12 protein-coding genes and 1 pseudogene are annotated in these 17,298 nt (G+C 60.6%); 3 read left to right on the top strand and 10 right to left on the bottom strand.

Translation table 11 applies throughout. The features are described 5' to 3' along the window. Positions 1–24: 24 nt before the first annotated feature. The 3 genes from ASF90_RS05000 to ASF90_RS04990 all read right to left on the bottom strand — a co-directional run bounded on the left by ASF90_RS05000 (position 25) and on the right by ASF90_RS04990 (position 7,849). On the bottom strand, positions 25–3,474 hold the full coding sequence (locus ASF90_RS05000; protein WP_055846729.1) for a PAS domain-containing hybrid sensor histidine kinase/response regulator: 3,450 nt from the start codon (positions 3,472–3,474) through the stop codon (positions 25–27). Positions 3,475–4,064: 590 nt separating this feature from the next. After that, entirely contained in the window at positions 4,065–6,464 is a 2,400-nt protein-coding gene (locus tag ASF90_RS04995) for an NdvB protein (RefSeq protein WP_193552642.1), read from the bottom strand. Positions 6,465–6,466: 2 nt separating this feature from the next. After that, positions 6,467–7,849, bottom strand: a complete 1,383-nt coding sequence (locus ASF90_RS04990; protein ID WP_055846723.1) for an MFS transporter — start codon at positions 7,847–7,849, stop codon at positions 6,467–6,469. Between the two features lie 157 nt (positions 7,850–8,006). Here ASF90_RS04990 and ASF90_RS04985 point away from each other — a divergent pair, with 157 nt between their 5' ends. Both ASF90_RS04985 and ASF90_RS04980 read left to right on the top strand, forming a co-directional pair. Beyond that, positions 8,007–8,582, top strand: coding sequence for a gluconokinase (locus ASF90_RS04985; RefSeq protein WP_055846721.1), 576 nt, complete (start codon positions 8,007–8,009; stop codon positions 8,580–8,582). Positions 8,583–9,457: 875 nt separating this feature from the next. Beyond that, entirely contained in the window at positions 9,458–11,188 is a 1,731-nt protein-coding gene (locus ASF90_RS04980) for a PQQ-binding-like beta-propeller repeat protein (protein WP_055846718.1), read from the top strand. 516 nt (positions 11,189–11,704) lie between these two features. Here the strand turns inward: ASF90_RS04980 and ASF90_RS04975 are convergent. Genes ASF90_RS04975 through ASF90_RS04965 form a run of 3 tightly spaced genes read right to left on the bottom strand, consistent with a single transcriptional unit; the run spans position 11,705 to position 12,801 of the window. Then, positions 11,705–11,932, bottom strand: a complete 228-nt coding sequence (locus tag ASF90_RS04975; RefSeq protein ID WP_055846715.1) for a hypothetical protein — start codon at positions 11,930–11,932, stop codon at positions 11,705–11,707. Continuing rightward, on the bottom strand, positions 11,913–12,362 hold the full coding sequence (locus tag ASF90_RS04970; protein WP_055850156.1) for a 3-dehydroquinate dehydratase: 450 nt from the start codon (positions 12,360–12,362) through the stop codon (positions 11,913–11,915). The genes ASF90_RS04975 and ASF90_RS04970 overlap by 20 nt, the downstream gene beginning before the upstream one ends. Positions 12,363–12,372: 10 nt before the next feature. Then, positions 12,373–12,801 carry a hypothetical protein gene (locus ASF90_RS04965; RefSeq protein WP_055846712.1) on the bottom strand — a complete coding sequence of 143 codons (429 nt, stop codon included), beginning with the start codon at positions 12,799–12,801 and terminating at the stop codon, positions 12,373–12,375. Between the two features lie 358 nt (positions 12,802–13,159). Here ASF90_RS04965 and ASF90_RS23280 point away from each other — a divergent pair, with 358 nt between their 5' ends. Continuing rightward, on the top strand, positions 13,160–13,486 hold the full coding sequence (locus ASF90_RS23280) for a hypothetical protein (RefSeq protein ID WP_115559878.1): 327 nt from the start codon (positions 13,160–13,162) through the stop codon (positions 13,484–13,486). Between the two features lie 95 nt (positions 13,487–13,581). On the opposite strand, the pseudogene ASF90_RS21495 reads toward ASF90_RS23280, so the two are convergent. From ASF90_RS21495 to ASF90_RS23270, 4 genes and pseudogenes are all read right to left on the bottom strand, one after another. After that, positions 13,582–14,651: pseudogene (locus tag ASF90_RS21495) on the bottom strand (IS3 family transposase). 841 nt (positions 14,652–15,492) lie between these two features. After that, the gene (locus ASF90_RS23275) at positions 15,493–15,918 is read right to left on the bottom strand and encodes a hypothetical protein (protein WP_153067875.1); all 426 of its coding nucleotides are present in this window, start codon (positions 15,916–15,918) and stop codon (positions 15,493–15,495) included. 2 nt (positions 15,919–15,920) lie between these two features. Beyond that, positions 15,921–16,835, bottom strand: a complete 915-nt coding sequence (locus ASF90_RS21490) for an RHS repeat-associated core domain-containing protein (RefSeq protein ID WP_115559879.1) — start codon at positions 16,833–16,835, stop codon at positions 15,921–15,923. Positions 16,836–16,943: 108 nt separating this feature from the next. Beyond that, a complete protein-coding gene (locus ASF90_RS23270; protein ID WP_153066607.1) occupies positions 16,944–17,249 on the bottom strand; it encodes a hypothetical protein in 306 nt (101 codons plus the stop codon). Between the last annotated feature and the right edge of the window lie 49 nt (positions 17,250–17,298).

Raw genomic sequence — 17,298 nt, 5'->3', positions numbered from 1 at the left:
ACGCTGCATTCGGGTGGCTACCCGTCAGCGCTTTTTCGCATCGTGGAGCGCGCTCAAGAATGCACGCAGCGAGGCGGGTTTTACCGGTTTGGTGAGCAAGCGATAGCCGCGCGCACGTGCAAGTTGTTTGAGTTCGTCGCGACCGTCGGCAGTCAGTAGCGCGCCAGCGATCGGCGCAGTCGCGGCGGCCTGCACCGCATCCAGCGTGTCCAGTCCATCCAGACGGTCGTGCAGGTGATAGTCCACCAACATCACATCCGGTTGCTCGCGCGCACAGTCCAGCGCCTGATCCACGGTGCTGGCAGTGATCACCTCCACCTCCCAGCGGCCGAGCAACGCGCGCATGCCATCAAGAATCTCGCGGTCGTTATCCACGCACAGCACGCGCAATCCGGCCAGCGAATCGCCACTGGGCAAGGCACGGGTGGCCGGCACCGGCACCAGCGGCGCCACCGGCACCGGCGCCACGCGCGGCAACAGGATCGAGAACATGCTGCCGCGGCCGACCTGGCTGCGCGCACTCAGATCGTGATCGAGCAGGCGCGAGATGCGTTGGCAGATGGACAACCCCAATCCCAAGCCCTGCTCGCCCCAATCGAAGGGCTGCTGATAGCGGCGAAACTCTTCGAAAATCTGCCGCATGTGGTGCTCGGGAATGCCGGGGCCTGTGTCCCACACCTGCAGTTCCACCTGTTCACCGCGCCCGCGCATGCCCAGCACGATACGGCCCTGGCGCGTGTAGCGCAGCGCGTTGGCCAGGAAGTTCTGCATCACCCGGCGCAGCAGGCGGCGGTCGCTGCGCACCCAGATCGGCCGGCTATGCACCTGCAGGCGCAGGCCGCGGCTGGATGCCACCGGCGCGTATTGCGCGGCCAGCTCGTGCATCAATGCGCTGGCATCGAAGTCTTCGACCGTGGGGCGCAGCCCACCGGCATCCAGGCGCGACACGTCGAGCAGACCGTCGAGCAATTCTTCGGCTGCACGCAACGACGCATCCACACGCTCGGCCAGATGGCGTTGTTCTTCGTTGTTCTGATGGCTCTCGCGCAATGCGGAGGCGAACAGCCGCGCGGCATTGAGCGGCTGCAACACGTCGTGGCTGATCGCCGCCAGAAAGCGGGTTTTGGACTGCTGCGCCAGCTCGGCTTCGCGCGAGCGATCGGCCACGCGTTGCTCCAGGTTTTCGTTGGCATCCAGCAGCGCGCGCTCGGCACGTTTGTAGTCGGTGATGTCGTTGTAACTGGTGACATAGCCGCCGCCGGGCAGCGCCTGGCCGCGCATTTCGATCACCTTGCCGTCGCTGCGGGTGCGCTCGAACACATGCGGCGAACCCGCACGCATGTGGCGGATGCGGCGATCGATCTGGTCTTCGATATCGCCTTCGCCCAGCTCGCCGCGTTCGGCGTTGTAGCGGATCAGATCGGCAACCGGGCGGCCGACATACAGCATGCCATCCGGGTAACCGAACAACTGCTGATAACGCCGATTCCATGCGGTCAGGCGCATCTCCGGGTCGACCACGCTGACCGCGGCGCTGATGTTTTCCAGCGTGGTGGACAGGATCTCGCGATTGAAGCGCAGTTCCTGGCCGGCCTCGTCCAGCACCGCCACCACTTCGCCCAGTTCCATGCCCGAACCGCGCAACAAGCTGGTCAGCACCAGCCGCGCGGAGGCCGCGCCGATGGACGCCGCCAGCAAGCGCTCGGTGAACTGCACCCAGGCGCGGTCGGCCACCACGGTCGGTTGCAGCTCGCGCTCCAGCAGCACCGCCTGGTCGACAAAGGCGCGATGTGCGTGCCGCTCGCCCACCACGCGCTCGGCCAGCGCCTGCAGATCGGCCACGCGCACATGCCCGGGCCAGTCGCCGGCCACCGCCGGACGCTGCGCATACGGGTCCAGAAACGGTGCCGCACGCAGCCGCTCGTCCACGCCCGGGCGCCAGCGTGCCGACACCAGCATCATCGCGCCGACGTTGATCAGCAGCGACCAGAACGTGCCATGCGCCAGCGGGTCCCAGCCGCGCATGCCGAACAACTGCTGCGGCTGAAGCCAGCCGATACCGAACGGCCCATCCACCAACCACTCCGGCTGCAGCCAGCCCGCACGCGTGGCGGCCGGCAGCAGCAGCGTGTAGATCCAGGTCATGAAGCCAAGCACCATGCCGGTTTCCACGCCCTTGCGGCTGGCCCCGCGCCAATACAGCCCGCCGATCACGCCCGGCGCAAACTGCGCCACCGCCGCAAACGCCATCAATCCGTAGGCCGCCAGCGTGGTGTCATTGGCCACGCTGCGGTGATAGCCGTAGGCCACCAGCGCCAGCAGCAGGATGGCCACGCGGCGGATCCACAGCACGCGCGAAGCCACCGCTGCACGCGCATCCGCGCTGCCGCGGCGGCGTAGCAGCACCGGCATCACCAGGTCGTTGCTGACCATGGTGGCCAAGGCGATGCTGGCCACGATCACCATGCCGGTGGCGGCCGAAAACCCGCCCACGTAGGCCACCAGCGCCAGCACCGTGTTGCCCTGGCTCAGCGGCAAGGCCAGCACCACCGCATCGTCCACAACCGCGCTGCCCTTGCCGAACAACGCGATGCCGGCCGAGGCGATCGGCACCACCATCGCCGAAATGATCACCAGGTACGCACCGAACAACCAGCGCGCGCGCCGGATATCGCCGACATCGCTGCATTCGACCACCGCCACATGGAACTGCCGCGGCAGGCAGATCACCGCCAGAAAACTCAGCAGCGTCTGCGAGATGAATCCCACCGACGGCGTGTGTTCGAACAAGGTTCGCGCCGAGTCGGCGATGTGCAGTTGGTGATCGCTCAGCCACATCCACGCAAACAGCCCCACCGCCACGATGGCGATCAGCTTGATCACCGACTCCAGCGCGATGGCCAGCATCATGCCGTGATGGTGTTCGGTGGCATCCACCTGGCGGGTGCCGAACAAGGTGGCGAACAACGCCATCAGCAGCGCCACATACAACGCCGGATCGGCAAAGATGCCGCGCCCGGCGCTGCTATGCCCGGTCAGCACCTCCAGGCTCATCGCCACCGCTTTGTACTGCAGCGCCAGATACGGGACGATGCCGACCAGCGCGATCACCGCCACCAACGCGGCCAGCCGCCGCGAGCGGCCGTAGCGCGAGGAAATGAAATCGGCGATGGACACGGTGTTTTCGGAGCGTGCGATCAGCGCCAGCCGCTCGATGATGCGCCAGCCGAACAGCAACAACAGCAACGGGCCGAGATAGATCGGCAGATAGCCGATACCGTTGCGCACCGCCGACCCCACCGCGCCGTAGAACGTCCACGACGAGCAGTACACCGCCAGTGCCAGGCTGTAGACCGCCGGGCGCAGCCACGGCCGCTCCGGATACATCGGCCGACGATCGCCCCACCACGCCACCCCGAACAGCAGCGCGGCGTAACCCAGCGAGACCAGCAGCAATATCCAGCTCGAGACCAATGGGTGTCCTAGGCGGCGCGATGCGAGCCTGGGAGTTTACGCAGTGGGGAACAGCGCGTGGGCGACGGAACGCTGCCGGCGGCGGATTGGGCAGCGGGGCGCTGCGCGTGGACGGCTGGAGAAGGTGGGGATGAGGTGGCTGCCCCCATCCGCCCTTCGGGCACCTTCCCCCGCAAGCGGGGGAAGGAGGCCAAGCGAATGAGAACGGAAGGCAGGCTGCTGGCTTTGTTGGCTGTTGGCTTTGTTGGCTGTTGGCTTCTGGCTGTTGGCTTCTGGCTGTTGGCTTCTGGCTGTTGGCTTCTGGCTGTTGGCTTCTGGCTGTTGGCTTCTGGATGTTGGCTTCTGGCTTCTGGCTTCTGGCTTCTGGCTTACGGCTTACGGCTTACGGCTTCTAGATCCTGGATCTGGCTTTGAGCGTTAGCTTTGGCTTTGGCTTTGGCTTTGGATCTAGCTCCAGCTCCAGCTCCAGCTCTAGCTCTAGCTCTAGCAACGACAATCTAAAAAGCCGGCAACCTCCCCTCTCCCCCCTGGGGGAGAGGGTGCCCAAAGGGCGGGTGAGGGCCGCTGGCTAAGCAAGCCGCAGCCACCCCTCAGCCCGGCAGACGCACGCGCACCTGATACGTGCGACCGGCCACGATGTTGTGAACCCGTTGATCCGGGCAGACCTCGCCATCCAGCAGCACCTCGCTGTCGCGACGACCCGCCTCGCGCGTCAACACGACCTCGAACTGCGCGCCACGAAACTGCCGCGTCACCTGCGCATGCGGCCAGTGCGACGGCAGCTGCGGGCGGATCGCCAACGCATCGCCCTCGCCGACCAGGCCAAACAAACCTTCCAGCACGCAGCGATACACCCACGCCACCGTGCCGGTGTTGAACAACTGGCTCGATCGCCCGGCGGTACGCGGGTACTGATGCCACGCGCCACGGTAGTAGTTGGGCAGCGACACCGGCAGATGACCGCGCTGCAGCACGTCTTCGCGGGTCGGGCCCGGCAGCATCGCGCGCAGGATCTCCCAGGCGCGGTCGGCCTCACCAATCTGGTACAGGCTGTACAGATAAAACGCCACCGCGTGGTTGTAGACCGCACCGTTCTCCGCCGCACCTGGCCATTTCTGGGTAAGGCGCCCCACGTCGTCGCGCATGTGGGTGTAGGCCGGTGCCAGCATCACCGGGCCATACGGTGTGTGCAGTTGCTCGCGCACCGCCTCCAGCAGCGCCGTGCGTTGCTGCGCATCGGCGGTGCCGGCCAACAGCGCAAAACTCTGCGGATTGAGATAGATGCGCCCCTCCACATCGTCGGCAATGCCGAAGCGCACGCCGTCGTCGGTGATGCCGCGCGCATACCAGTTGCCGTCCCACAACTCGCGATTTGCGTCGGCGTTTACCCTGCCCACTGCCTGGCCGAATGTCTGGGCCTGCGCGGTGCGTCCATGCGCGGCGCAGATGTCCGACCACAGCCGCAGCGCATACGCGGTAGCAACGGTGAGCCAGCCGGAGACGCCCTTGCCGCGCCAGCCGACCATGTTCATGGGGTCGTTCCAATCGCCCTGGGCGATGAAACTCAGGCCGCGCGCATCGCGCGCATCCAGCAACCACTGCATCGCCGCATCCAATCGCTCGGCCACGCTCAGCGCCTGGCCATCGTGCGTGCGCACCACCGCCTCCAGCACGCTGGCATCGTTGGTTTCGGCCAGATACGCACTCAGGAAGATCGGCAACCACACGCAATGGTCGGTATGCGGCACCTGGTTGATGTATTTCAGTTCGGCGCCTTCCACCAACAAGATGCCGTCCGGCATCGCGCCGCTGGGTTCCTGCTGCGACAGGGCATGCAGCAGCGCCGCACGCGCGGTCGCCGGCTGCAGATAGGCCATGCCCATGTGGTCTTGCAGATAATTGCGTGTCTGCGGATCGGTGGTCAGGCGGTTGACATCGCCGTGATAGAACACCTGCCGCGGCAACCAATGATTGACCAGGTTATCCAGCGCCGCATCGGGTGTGGCGATCTGCATGCAACCGTGGCCGGCCTGCAGATACTGCGCATAGGCGCGTGCCGCCTCGGCAAAGCCTTCCTGCGACAGATAGCGCGCACGCAGCGCGGCGATTTCTGCATCGTCCTTGGCCGGCCCGAATGCAAATCGATACACGCTGGCCGCATCGGGCTCCAGCTGCAGGCGATATTGCAGCGCGGCGGCCGGCGTTTCGTAATGCGCCTCGCTGTTGCCCAGCTGCTCGGCCTGGATGGCAGAAGGCGCATGCAGCCCACCCTCGCCTTCGAACGCCAGTTGCCGCGCCTCCCACGCCACCGGCGCTTGCTCATGCAGCAGGAAGGTGCAGTCCTTGAAATCGCGCTGACGAAAATAATCGTCCACTTTCTGGTACGGCGCCACGCTGCGGCAGACGATGCCACCCAGCGCCGGCTCGTAGCCGCCGGATTGATGCATCCACGACATGTAGCCGACCGGGAAATACACGTACAGGCTCAGCCTCCGCGCGCGCCCGGAGGCGTTATGCACGCGGCATTCCCACAGCTCCACCGCATCGTCGGTAGGCAAGGCCACGCACAGCTCCACCACGATGTCGTCATGCTGCACGCGCCAACGCACATCGTGCTTGCCGGCAGAGAATTCAAAGGCCTGCGGTTGCGCGCGCACCGGCTCGTGCGGTACCGAGTACAGCGCGCCACTGTCTTCGTCCTTGAGATAGAAAAAACGCCCGGGGTGATGCGCGTAATACGGCTGCTCGGGCATCATGAAATTGCGCGCTTCCAGCATCGGTGCATGCGCGTACTTGGATGGCTCCGGCTGCATGAACTGGCCGGTGGCATAGCCACGGCAGGTCAGCTGCAACATCATGCGGCGGTTCCACAAAAAGCCGCCGGCATTGGGCATGGCGGTCGGGCTGTAGAGCGCGTAGCGCATGCCATCGGCACTGGGCGCCATCAAGGTGGACAGTGGGTCGGACGCAGCGGTGGGCGTTGCAGACACGGTCAGGGGTGCTCCGGTTCGTCGCGCTTGCGCGCGGCCAGTTCGTGCTGGATCTGGCTCAGCAAGCCGTCGTCCAGCGGATAGAAACGCATGGTCCAGGCAGCCAGCAGCGCGACCACCCCAGGGATCACCGTCAGCAGCAACACGATGCCGGTCAACGACCCGGTGGACTGCGCACTGTTGGCCACATAGCCCATCCCGGCCAGCACCCACGCGATGCCGGCCGAGGCCAGCGCGCCGCCAAGCTTTTGCGAAAACGTCGCCGCCGCAAACGTCATCGCCGTCGCGCGCCGGCCGGTGCGCCATTCGGTGTAGTCGGCGCTGTCGGCATACATCGAAAACGCCAGCGGCGACTTCGGCCCCAGTGCCAGGCCGATCAACATGTTCAACCCGAAGATCGCCCATACCGCATCGGCAGGCACGAAGAACATCGCACAACTCAACACACCGACGATCACCATCAGCCCGCACATCAGCTGGCGCTTGTCCCAATGCCGCGTCAGCAATGGGGTGATGGCTGCACCTACGCCCAAGGCCACCGAATAGCTGCCCAGGAACAAGCCGACCAGATCCGGGCGTTGCACGTAGTACTTGAGGTAGTACACGCCTGCACCACCGCGCATGGTGATCGTGATCATGATGATCAACGACAGCACGAACAACACGCACCACGGTTTGTTCTGCAGCAGATCGGCGATGTCGCGCCGGATCGGTGTGCGTTGTTGCGGGGGCGGTTGCACGCGCTCGCGCGTAGTCAATGCCACGGTGACAAACAACACCAGCGCCACTGCGCCGTACAGCATCATCGTGCGCTGCCAGCCCAGTGCATCGTTGCCGCCGCCGAACCAGCGCACCAGATCCATCGTGAAGTAATTGACCAACGTGGTACCTGCAAACGCACCGATGAAACGCAGGCTGATCAGCCCGGTACGCTGCTGGCTGTCGGCCGTGATCACGCCCGACAAGGCCGAGTAAGGAATGCTCACCACGGTGTAGGCCAGCATCATCACCAGGAAGGTCACCGTGGCCCACACCATGCGCCCGTTCTGATCCAGGTCCGGCGTGGTGTAGGCAAGCACGCCGGTCAGCGCCATTGGTATTGCGCCCCACAACAGATACGGGCGGAACTTGCCCCAGCGGCTGCGGGTGCGGTCGGCGATGGCGCCCATTGCCGGGTCGGCAATCGCATCGGCGATCTTGGTCAACAGGATCATCGTGCCCACCGCTGCGGCCGGCAGATGCATGGTGTCGGTGTAGAAGATCAGCAGAAACGCCGAGATGTTGGCCCAATACAGATTCAGGCCCAGATCGCCGGCGCCGTAGCCCAGCTTTTCGCGCCAGCGCAGGCGCGCCGGTGCAGGAGACGGTGCGGGTGTTGACGTCATCGACAGACCTTCAGATGCGTTGTACCCGGCCGGGCACGCCGTTACGCTGGGTGCCCGCTCACCTGGCAAGGAGCGCCGACGCTACACCACGCATCGGCTGCCGCCAACGTGAAATCGGCTCAAATGCCGAATCGATCCGGAGATATAACCTGACGTGATGGACACCGCCGTACCTGCCGCGCCCGCGTCCGCTTCGCCCATGGCCATCGTTGTGATGGGCGTCTCGGGCAGCGGCAAGACCACCATCGCGCAGGCGCTCGCCGCGCATTACCGCTTCCGCTTTCTGGATGCCGACGACTATCACAGCGTGGCTGCGCGCGCGCAGATGGCAGCCGGCCAACCGCTGACAGATGCCATGCGTCTGCCGTGGGTGGAGCTGCTGGCCGCCACCTTGCGCGACTGCGTGCATGCCGGCGAATCGGTCGTGCTGGCATTTTCCGGATTGCGCGGCACGCACCGCCAATTGCTGCGCGGCAGCGGCGTACCGATGCGCTTTGTGTTCCTGCATGCGGCGCCGCATGTGATTGCCGCACGCCTGAGCGCACGCGCCGGCCACTTCATGCCGCCCAGCCTGCTCGACAGCCAGCTGCAGACGCTGGAGCTGCCGTTGGACGAGGCAGATGTGGTGTCGGTCGATGTGGACGCGACCGTGCCGGAAGTGGTGCGCGATGCGATTGCGCAGTTGGCGCTGAGCGCGTCTGCTGCAGTGCACACAGCCGCGGACTCGCCTTAACGCGCGTAACGCGCCGAGCTCACCGCTAGCCAAGCCCACCACTGAGCGTGCGCTCGATCGTTCCTTCTGCCATCGGGAGAAGGTGGCGCGAAGCGCAGGATGCCGGTGCACGCAAAGCCACGCGTGGTTGGGATACATCAGGGCTACGCCTCGTATCCTCACCCCAACCCTTCTCCCGCGGGAGAGGGGCTTTTGATCGTTCCTTCCCCATCGGAAGAAGGTGGCGCGAAGCGCCGTATGCCGGTGCACGCAAAGCTCCGCGCGGTTGGGAGACATCAGGGCTTCGCCTCGTACCCTCACCCTACCCCTCTCCCGCGGGGAGAGGGGCTTTTGATCGTTCCTTCCCCATCGGAAGAAGGTGGCACGAAGCGTCGGATGCCGGTGCGCGCAAAGCCACGCCCGGTTGGGATACATCAGGGCTTCGCCTCGTAGCCTCACCCCAACCCCTCTCCCACGGGGAGAGGGGCTTTGTCGTCGTGTGGTTGATTGGTTGGCTCGCCCATCGAGAGTCAATGACACGCCGCGCTGGGTGGCGCGGGCAGCGCTTCATTCGACGGCGACCCACCGTACAAGGTGGCGCAAAATTTCCTGGTTACCTTTTACAAACCTATGAATTACTGACGAATTCGCTGTTGCAGCGCTGAATCATTTTTTCTATCGTACTGGAGCGAAATAGTGATGAATCATCACTATTTGTGCGATTAGCGCACGTGCTGAACGCAAAATTTTCGACTTGGTATCACCAGATGCAGACGGACCCGACCGTTGCGTGAATGCAACGGCGTACGCTTGTTGCACGGGCACCGCAATCGGCGATCTTCACCACGCAGATCCGGGGGGATCCAGCGCTTCCTTCCATTAATGGACATGCCGTGATGACCAACTCCAATCGCCGCTTGCGGTTACGCAGTTTGACGCTCATTCCCTGCCTGCTCGCCAGCGCAGTGGCTTTCGCCCAGCCCGGCTCCGCCACCGCACAACAGCCGGTGTCTGCGCTGGACACCCAGGCCTTCGCGCGCTCCGGCCAGGTGTGGAGCGCCTTCGGCAGCAACCTCCCGTTCGCGAGCCCAACCAGCTGGACCACCGCCGGTGGCGGTTACTTCAACGCGCGCTTCGCGCCGGGTGAGTGGAAGATCAATCGCACCACCGTCAAAGGCCTCAAGCCGGCCTGGACCCTGACCACCACCGGCGACATCTCGGCCACGCCGAGCGTCGAAGGCGGCACCCTCTACGTGCCCGACTGGGGCGGCACCCTGTATAGCGTCGACACCCAAACCGGCAAGCCGAACTGGCAGGCCAAGCTGTCCGACTACACCGGCAACGCCGCCTCGGTGACGCGCAATACCCCGGCCATCACCGCCAAGAGCATCATCGTCGGCGACCAGGCTGCCGGCACCGTGATGGCGATCGACAAGAAGACCGGCAAGCTGTTGTGGAAGACCACCGCCGAAGCTAACCCGCAGGCGCGCATCACCTCCTCGCCGGTGATCTACGGCAACCGCATCTACGTCGGCATCTCCTCGGGCGACTGGGGCAATCTGGCGCCCAACCACACCTTCAGCTTCCGCGGCAGCGTGGTGGCCCTGGATCTGAACACCGGCAAGAAGCTGTGGCAGTTCTACAACGTGCCCGAGGGTTACACCGGCGCCTCGGTGTGGGGCCAGGTGGCGATCGACCCAATCAGCAAGCGTCTGTATTTCGGCACCGGCAACAACTACAACATCCCCGAGGGCGTGGGCAATTGCGTCTCCAATGCACGCTCCTATCTGGGCAGCGACCTCACCGTGCAGGACGAGCTGAACTGCATGGCACCGGATAACTATGTCGACTCGGTGGTCGCGCTGAATCTGGACACAGGCAAGCTGGCCTGGGCCAATCGTGCACAGGGTTACGATGCCTGGAACCTGTCGTGCATCATCGCGCCCACCAACGGCCTGTGCCCGAATACGCAAGCCACCAACCTGACCGGCCCCGATTACGATTTCGGCGGCGCTGGCGTCAACCTGTTCACCGTGTGGCGCGACGGCAAGCCGCAGCAGTTAGTCGGTGCCGGGCAGAAGAGCGGTATCTACTGGGCCTTCAACGCCAAGACCGGCGCCAAGGTATGGTCGACCCAGGTCGGCCCCGGCGGCACCACCGGCGGCGTCGAGTGGGGCACCGCGTTCGACCCGTACAAGTCGCAGATCTATGTGGCCATCAACAACAACAACAACACCACCTACACCCTGGGACCGGACAACACCGTCAGCCACAACGGCGGCTCGTGGGCGGCGCTGGATGCGGCTACCGGCAAGATCAAGTGGCAGGTCAAGGTGCCGGGTATCAACCGCGTCAACCCGACCGTCCCGGCCGGCGGCCAGGGCTCGCTGACGGTGTCGCCGAACCTGCTGTACGCCGGTTCGATGGCCGGCAACATGGTCGCCCTCGACACCGACACTGGCGCCACGCTGTGGAACTACGACGCCACCGGCTCGGTGCTCAGCTCGCCGGCCGTGGTCAATGGTGCGCTGTACTGGGGCGCCGGCTACGGCCGCTTCAACTTCGGCACCGCCGCGACCAGCAATCAGCTGATCAAGTTCGTGCCGGAGAGCGGTGCGGCCAAGTAAGCGGTTAGCACGTGCTCTGCGTTGCGTGATGCGCAGTGATTGCAGAACAACGACGCCACCTTCGGGTGGCGTCGTTGTGTGTGGGGCTGGTAAAGAGCGTAGCGCGGCGCGTTGATTAGCGTGTGTGGTGTTTGCTGTTCGCTTTGATGTTCGCTGTTCGCTGTTCGCTGTTCGCTGTTCGCTGTTGCTGTTCGCTGTTGCTGTTCGCTGTTGCTGTTCGCTGTTGCTGTTCGCTGTTGCTGTTGGCTGTTGGCTGTTGCTGTTGGCTGTTGCTGATCGAGTATGGAGACGGCACCAAGCAATGCTCTGCATTCGGTGCCGTCGCGTGATCGCAGAACAGCGGCGCAGCTTGGTGGCGCATCATGGGTAGCGCGCGTAAGACCATTGCGTGCGGGTGCAGCGATAGATGTGCCGTCCCCGACACCGTCTCGTTGCGGCGCAGGGGAAGAAGCGACGCGTTCTTGATCGACCGCAACACGGGTGCAGCGCGCTACACCACAAGCGTAGGTCGCGCCGCTACAGCCGCGTGACCTGACAGAGACGGATCTGCCCCGCTTCCAGCCCATGCGCTTCTGCCGCACGACGGCGCAACGCACACACCAGTTCGGCGGCATCCAGCACGCCATCGGCAGACACCTCCACGCTGTGAGCGAGCTGCCCCCATAGCACTGGCCGACCATCGCAATAGCCTTCGTAGTCGGCGAAGTAATGCAGCTGGCGCTGCTCAGGTCCCGACGTGGACATCGCCCTGAATCTCCGTGCAGCCCAGATGTTCCAACGCGATTTCCAGCCCCAGCAGATAGCTCTGCGCGCAGTAACCGCGCACCGTCGCCACGCACTCGCCCAGACCTGCCGGCAGGCAGCGCTCCGGCCGGTCCGTACTGTCGTCGTGCGTTTCCACATAGGGATAGCGCAACGCCACCAGCACCCGATGCAAGCGCACGCTGTCCACGCAACTGCCCGGATCGATCAACGCAATTTCCATCCGCGCCTGCCCGGCCACGCGCAACGCATCCAACAACTCCTGCTCCGACCCGCAGGCACGCAACGCCACCGTCTTGCCTGCATCGCCGGCACATTGCACAAGCTGCCGGATCACGGCCCGCGGCAACGGCTGCGGCCCACACACCCGCGGTGATACCGCATCCGGTCCACGCACGATCATGATCGACATGCCGGCGTCCTCAGGCAGCCACGCGCAACGGCGCATGCAACGACGGCAGATAACGCGCCGCAATGCCCAACGACATCGCATACGCACGTGGCGCATCATGCGGCGCAATCACGACAGCCAACGGCGCATGCTGCGGATGCAGCCACGGCTCCAGCTCCTGCGCCGCATCGGCATGCAGCTCGATGTACGGCGTAGGTAGCGCATCCACCGCTGCACGCAAGGCCCTGGCACAACTGCGCTCGGACAACGGCAGATCGCCCGAGTCCAGCAGCACCAATTCCACCTCCGCATCGCCACCAGCCAATTGCAAGCTCGCAATCAAGCTATCGACATCGGCGCACGCCACCGTCCGTAGCGCGCGACCACCACACTCGGGCGCCATGACCGGCAACGCTTGCGCCAGATCAACCTGGGGACCTTGCAAAATCAGGATACACATCGTGTTTGGCTCAACGCACCACTGTGCGGGAGTGCCAAGGTAGATCTGGTCGACATAAAGGAGCTATCGACGCAACGTCCTCCAAGCATAAAGAATGTGTAAGGACTGCTCGCTCGCAGAGCCAAGCGAAGCTGGATTTGGCCTTCACGCCGTGCCAACATAGCGCGCTATGGCAGCACGGGGGGCTGACAGAGCAAGTTAGAAGAATAGACATGTTTAAACACCTCATTTCGAGTCAGCAATAGCCGCGCATGCTGAGCTTCTGTGATTTGCATACGATCCTTCTTTTTAGTTTCCAATCCAGCTTTCAAATATATTATATTATCGGATTAAACCACTTTTGAATTGACGAGGATTTATGGTCCGCACGATTTTAGCAGTTACTCTTCTCCTAATGAGCCTTCATGCCAGCGCAGCCAGTTATTCTTTTAGCGGTCACAAGGTAAAGTATCTTTCCACCGGCTGGGGAGGTGAAGCTCTATACGTTGGAACAGAGGGCGTTCTCCCGGCGGGAGCCGATTGCGGCGGTGGAAATCGCTTCATCATCTTGCAAACAGCTCCAATGTATAAGGAGATTCTTTCCATGCTGCTTATGTCGGTTCAGAACAAGAACAACGTGCAATTCTATATCGATGGCTGCAACGGAAATTCCATGCAGTTAAAGGCCGTCACTATTTTCGATTGATCAGGATTGATCGAGAAAAATCACTTCGACCTGCCTTGGCGCTGTGGACTCCCGGCAATTCAGTTCCAGCTAAAATTAGAGGTCTGCGGTTGATTTTAATCGCAGACCTCGGCGGACGTTAGCCCGCCCAAGCTGTCGCGCGGTATCTGTTGGTTTAGTCGGCCAGCCAGTGTTCTGTCTGTTCGCGAACCTCGCTCAGCGTGCGGAAGAGATGCATGTCCAGCACGCCGCGCCGGTAGCTGCCATTGAAGCGTTCGATGAAACCGTTTTGCATTGGACGCCCCGGCTCGATGAAGTCCAAGGCGGTACCCCTGCGCTCAGCCCACTCGGCCATGGCCAACGGGACAAATTCCGGTCCGTTGTCCAAACGAAGCCTGTTCGGATAACCGCGTCAGGCCGCGATACGTTCCAACGTGCGGATGACGCGGGCGGCCGGAAGATTCAAGTCCACTTCGATCGCCAAGGCTTCCCGACTGAAATCGTCGATGACATTGAACGTGCGGAAGCGTCGACCATCCCACAACGCATCGGACATGAAGCCGATCGACCATCCGGCATTGGGCCGTTCTCCGCATGCCAACGGTTATGAATAGCGCGTGGGGACCCGGCGCCTGCTGCGACGACGCCGATTGAGCTTCATCAGGCAATACACGCGCCAGACCCTTTTGTGATTCCACACATATCCGCGACGACGGATGATCTGAAAGAGCTTTCCGAATCCACGCTCGGGAAAGCGCTCGGCCAATTCGGACAACAGCGCAATGACTTCCTAGTCGCGATCGGGAAGACACCGATAGCGTGCTGTCGAGCGAGCCACGCCAACGACTGAACAAGCCCCTCGCTCTCTCCAGCCATGTTGCTCGACGAGCCAGGCAAGAAGCGGACGGTTGTGCGCCGGGTCTATAACTTTTTGTGATGACTTCCCTCAGTGCATGTTTCTCTATCTTCAGCTCCGCATACATCCATTTGAGCTTGCGATGCTTGGTCTACAGGTCGCAAAGGCGCTGTACGTCAGTAGCTTCCATGCCACCGTACTTGGACTTCAAGACGTAGTAGGTCGCATAGCAAATGCCAAGCTCACGGGACGCATCCTTGACCTGGCGGCCGCACTCGACATGCTTAGCGTGGAGACAATCTGGCTTTCGGCGAACTTGCTTTTGCGCATGTCTGGTCTCCTTGGGGCTAGTCTGCCCGGAGACCTCTAGCTATGGCTGGATCGATTTCACCGGGAGCTGACATTGTTCAGACGCTCCTAGAGCTCACTCAAGATATAGCGCGCCGTCTCGCGGTCCGGCCATGCTGAGCAATCTCCCGTTCCCTGCACATGAATCATAAGCCCTTGTGTATGCGCACTTAGTAACAAGGCATACATTGCTCTTCCCGTGTGCGTGGATAGCGATATTGACCAAGCAGTTGATGAACATTTTGGAAGATTCGTATGCTCTCCACTTAAAGAAAAGAAAACCACATCATTAGCATGAGGCATCAACTGCGTAACTTTTCCAGAGCCATTTCCTGCCCAAGCTGAAAATGACGACACTAATAAAACCAAGCATGACCCAAACATTTTTAAACGCATGGACAGCTATTCTCCAGATGCTTGATAATTGACTCATGGGGCGACCGAACTCTTTTTTCTAACAATGGTTGGTCTCGCAAATGCATCGAACGATAGAGTATCTGGAGTATAGTTAAATCCATCTTGTCGCACAGGTTCGGACCTGAGAGGGCGCAAAGCAGCTTCTGCAAGCCCATTACCCTGGTACTGGCGCGTTGCAGCGATAATCTGCACATAGGGGGATTTGATCGTCCCAAATCGTATGTTGAAAGGCGGGGTCGGACTCATCTAAGAAGTCAACATGACCCTGTTTTCTTGCGATGGGCCTCATCGGGCCTGAGTGTGGCCAAATTTTCTAGTTTTGGCTGGTCCAAGTTACAGGGAGGAAATCAAAGATCTTGCGCCCCTTGCCATTACAGCCGGACATTCTACAATGATATTCCTTAAACTACTTATGCAATACCATAAATGAGTTTCGATCAACCCTTATTGATAAATTGCGACAAGCTGTAAGGCGTATGATATTTCCTGCCTTGGACCCGTCCTCTACTATCGTTCCTGTGACTTGCACGTAAGCGCCATCAGAGATATCTTTTCTTGCGGAAAGATCGTCGTATCCAATTAATGATATGCATTTTTTAATATTCCATTTTTCATTATCTTTTCGGGTAGCCCATAAATTCTTATCTTCATTCCGCAAGCTGACCCAAGCTTTAAAAGTCACTTCTTTATCGTTAAAAATTTCTGGATTACTAAAAATCTCTGCCAGTTGTGGGTCAATTGTGCGGAAATTCTTCGTAGGCGAAATCGCACAACATGCAAGAGCGCCAATAAAAAGCGAGGGTGCAAAACGCACCAATATTTTCACATTCATACTCAAAACTGTCCCTGCTGTCGGTCAAGATTCCTCTGCTGCGCTTTAGCTTCATGCTGGGTCATCTTTCCTTCAAGCATCCTGAATTGTAGCCTTCCTTGAATCAGTTCCGTAACTCCAACTCGGCCTGTACTTACAACACCGTTCGGCAAATTAGATTTTAATGGGCTTGCATCGGCAGGACTTATTACACCGTCACTACGCCCATCAATATGCCCATGAACGACCGCTAATGCGCCTTCTGGCTTTACGGCAGAAGCAGAATCGGTCTTAGCATCGCTGTTGGTTTTTGCATCGCCAGCAACTTGAACCTTCAGAGCACCATCGACCTTTACAACGAAACCCATCTTTTCCTGAGAACCAGAGGTCACAGCTACCACGCCTTTTTCTGCCACCATGACTCCTGCGACTTCAGTGGATGCCTCCACAGTCTTACCGCTCGAGCTCTCTGACTTGAAAGTATCTGCTTGTATGCAAACCAGCTTACTAGTACCGGGACACGCGGCGCGCCCATCCGGATCTATAAACTTATACGGGTTGTTGTTGGCGTACCAGTACCTATTGAAATTAAATCCGCTATTCGTTTTTGTAGCTACAGGATCAGAAGTAATAAAACGACCTATTTGGGGATCATAGTAGCGTTGCTGCATATATGTAAGCCCGGTAGCAGCATCCATCACATGTCCTGTATAGCCAATACCGTCTACAGATGAACTCAGAGTTGAGCCATAAGGCTCATATTCGCGCCGATCGAGAATATTACGGTTCGCATCTGTCACTACGGAAACGGAACCAAGCCCATCCGTGTGTACATAACGGACCACTTGAGCCGAAGCGCCTGGGCAAAGCATAACGCAGAGAATGAACATCAATAAAATGCGCAAATCAACACCATTAATCCTCAAATATTTATCCATTTCCCTACCCCAATCTAAATTTGTGCCAAAAATTATTTCTCCACCTAAGACACCCCTAGGTACGGATAAATTCAGAGCAAGAAAATTTGCTTATTGACCACTTATGCATTACTTAAGGTAGACCTCAACGATTTCACAACCAGCCGCCTGATAATCCACCTTTCGTTTGTTTACCAGCGCAGACATTAATACTGCCATCAGCGATCTACCTCCCGGCTTGGCTTCATCGAAATACATCGCCGGAGAATTCTTGCATTCTTGCGAAAGAGTTCCGAACCACACAAGATGTGTACTGACCGCCTGATAAGTACCAAGCTGGGTGACTTCGACATCACGCACCCACTCACTTGCAGATGCATTAACAGGCACCGCTGTAACGAGTAAGAGAAGCAAACCGAATGAATAAGAACCCACATCATCGCCTTTTATTGATATAGACAGCTTTCAGTCTCATCGCACTATT

It is taken from the genome of Xanthomonas sp. Leaf148 (assembly GCF_001423585.1).
Taxonomy (GTDB): Bacteria; Pseudomonadota; Gammaproteobacteria; order Xanthomonadales; family Xanthomonadaceae; genus Xanthomonas.
Note: the sequence above shows the minus strand (reverse complement) of the source record. Positions and strands in the feature narration are given on the sequence as shown.

Bases quoted from the DNA above. Each gene is read 5' to 3' on its own strand.
- ASF90_RS23280 (WP_115559878.1), top strand. From the start codon at position 13,160: ATGGTCCGCACGATTTTAGCAGTTACTCTTCTCCTAATGAGCCTTCAT.
- ASF90_RS21490 (WP_115559879.1), bottom strand. From the start codon at position 16,835: ATGGATAAATATTTGAGGATTAATGGTGTTGATTTGCGCATTTTATTG.
- ASF90_RS04970 (WP_055850156.1), bottom strand. From the start codon at position 12,362: ATGTCGATCATGATCGTGCGTGGACCGGATGCGGTATCACCGCGGGTG.
- ASF90_RS04965 (WP_055846712.1), bottom strand. From the start codon at position 12,801: ATGTGTATCCTGATTTTGCAAGGTCCCCAGGTTGATCTGGCGCAAGCG.
- ASF90_RS04990 (WP_055846723.1), bottom strand. From the start codon at position 7,849: ATGACGTCAACACCCGCACCGTCTCCTGCACCGGCGCGCCTGCGCTGG.
- ASF90_RS04985 (WP_055846721.1), top strand. From the start codon at position 8,007: ATGGACACCGCCGTACCTGCCGCGCCCGCGTCCGCTTCGCCCATGGCC.
- ASF90_RS04975 (WP_055846715.1), bottom strand. From the start codon at position 11,932: ATGTCCACGTCGGGACCTGAGCAGCGCCAGCTGCATTACTTCGCCGAC.
- ASF90_RS04980 (WP_055846718.1), top strand. From the start codon at position 9,458: ATGACCAACTCCAATCGCCGCTTGCGGTTACGCAGTTTGACGCTCATT.
- ASF90_RS23275 (WP_153067875.1), bottom strand. From the start codon at position 15,918: ATGAATGTGAAAATATTGGTGCGTTTTGCACCCTCGCTTTTTATTGGC.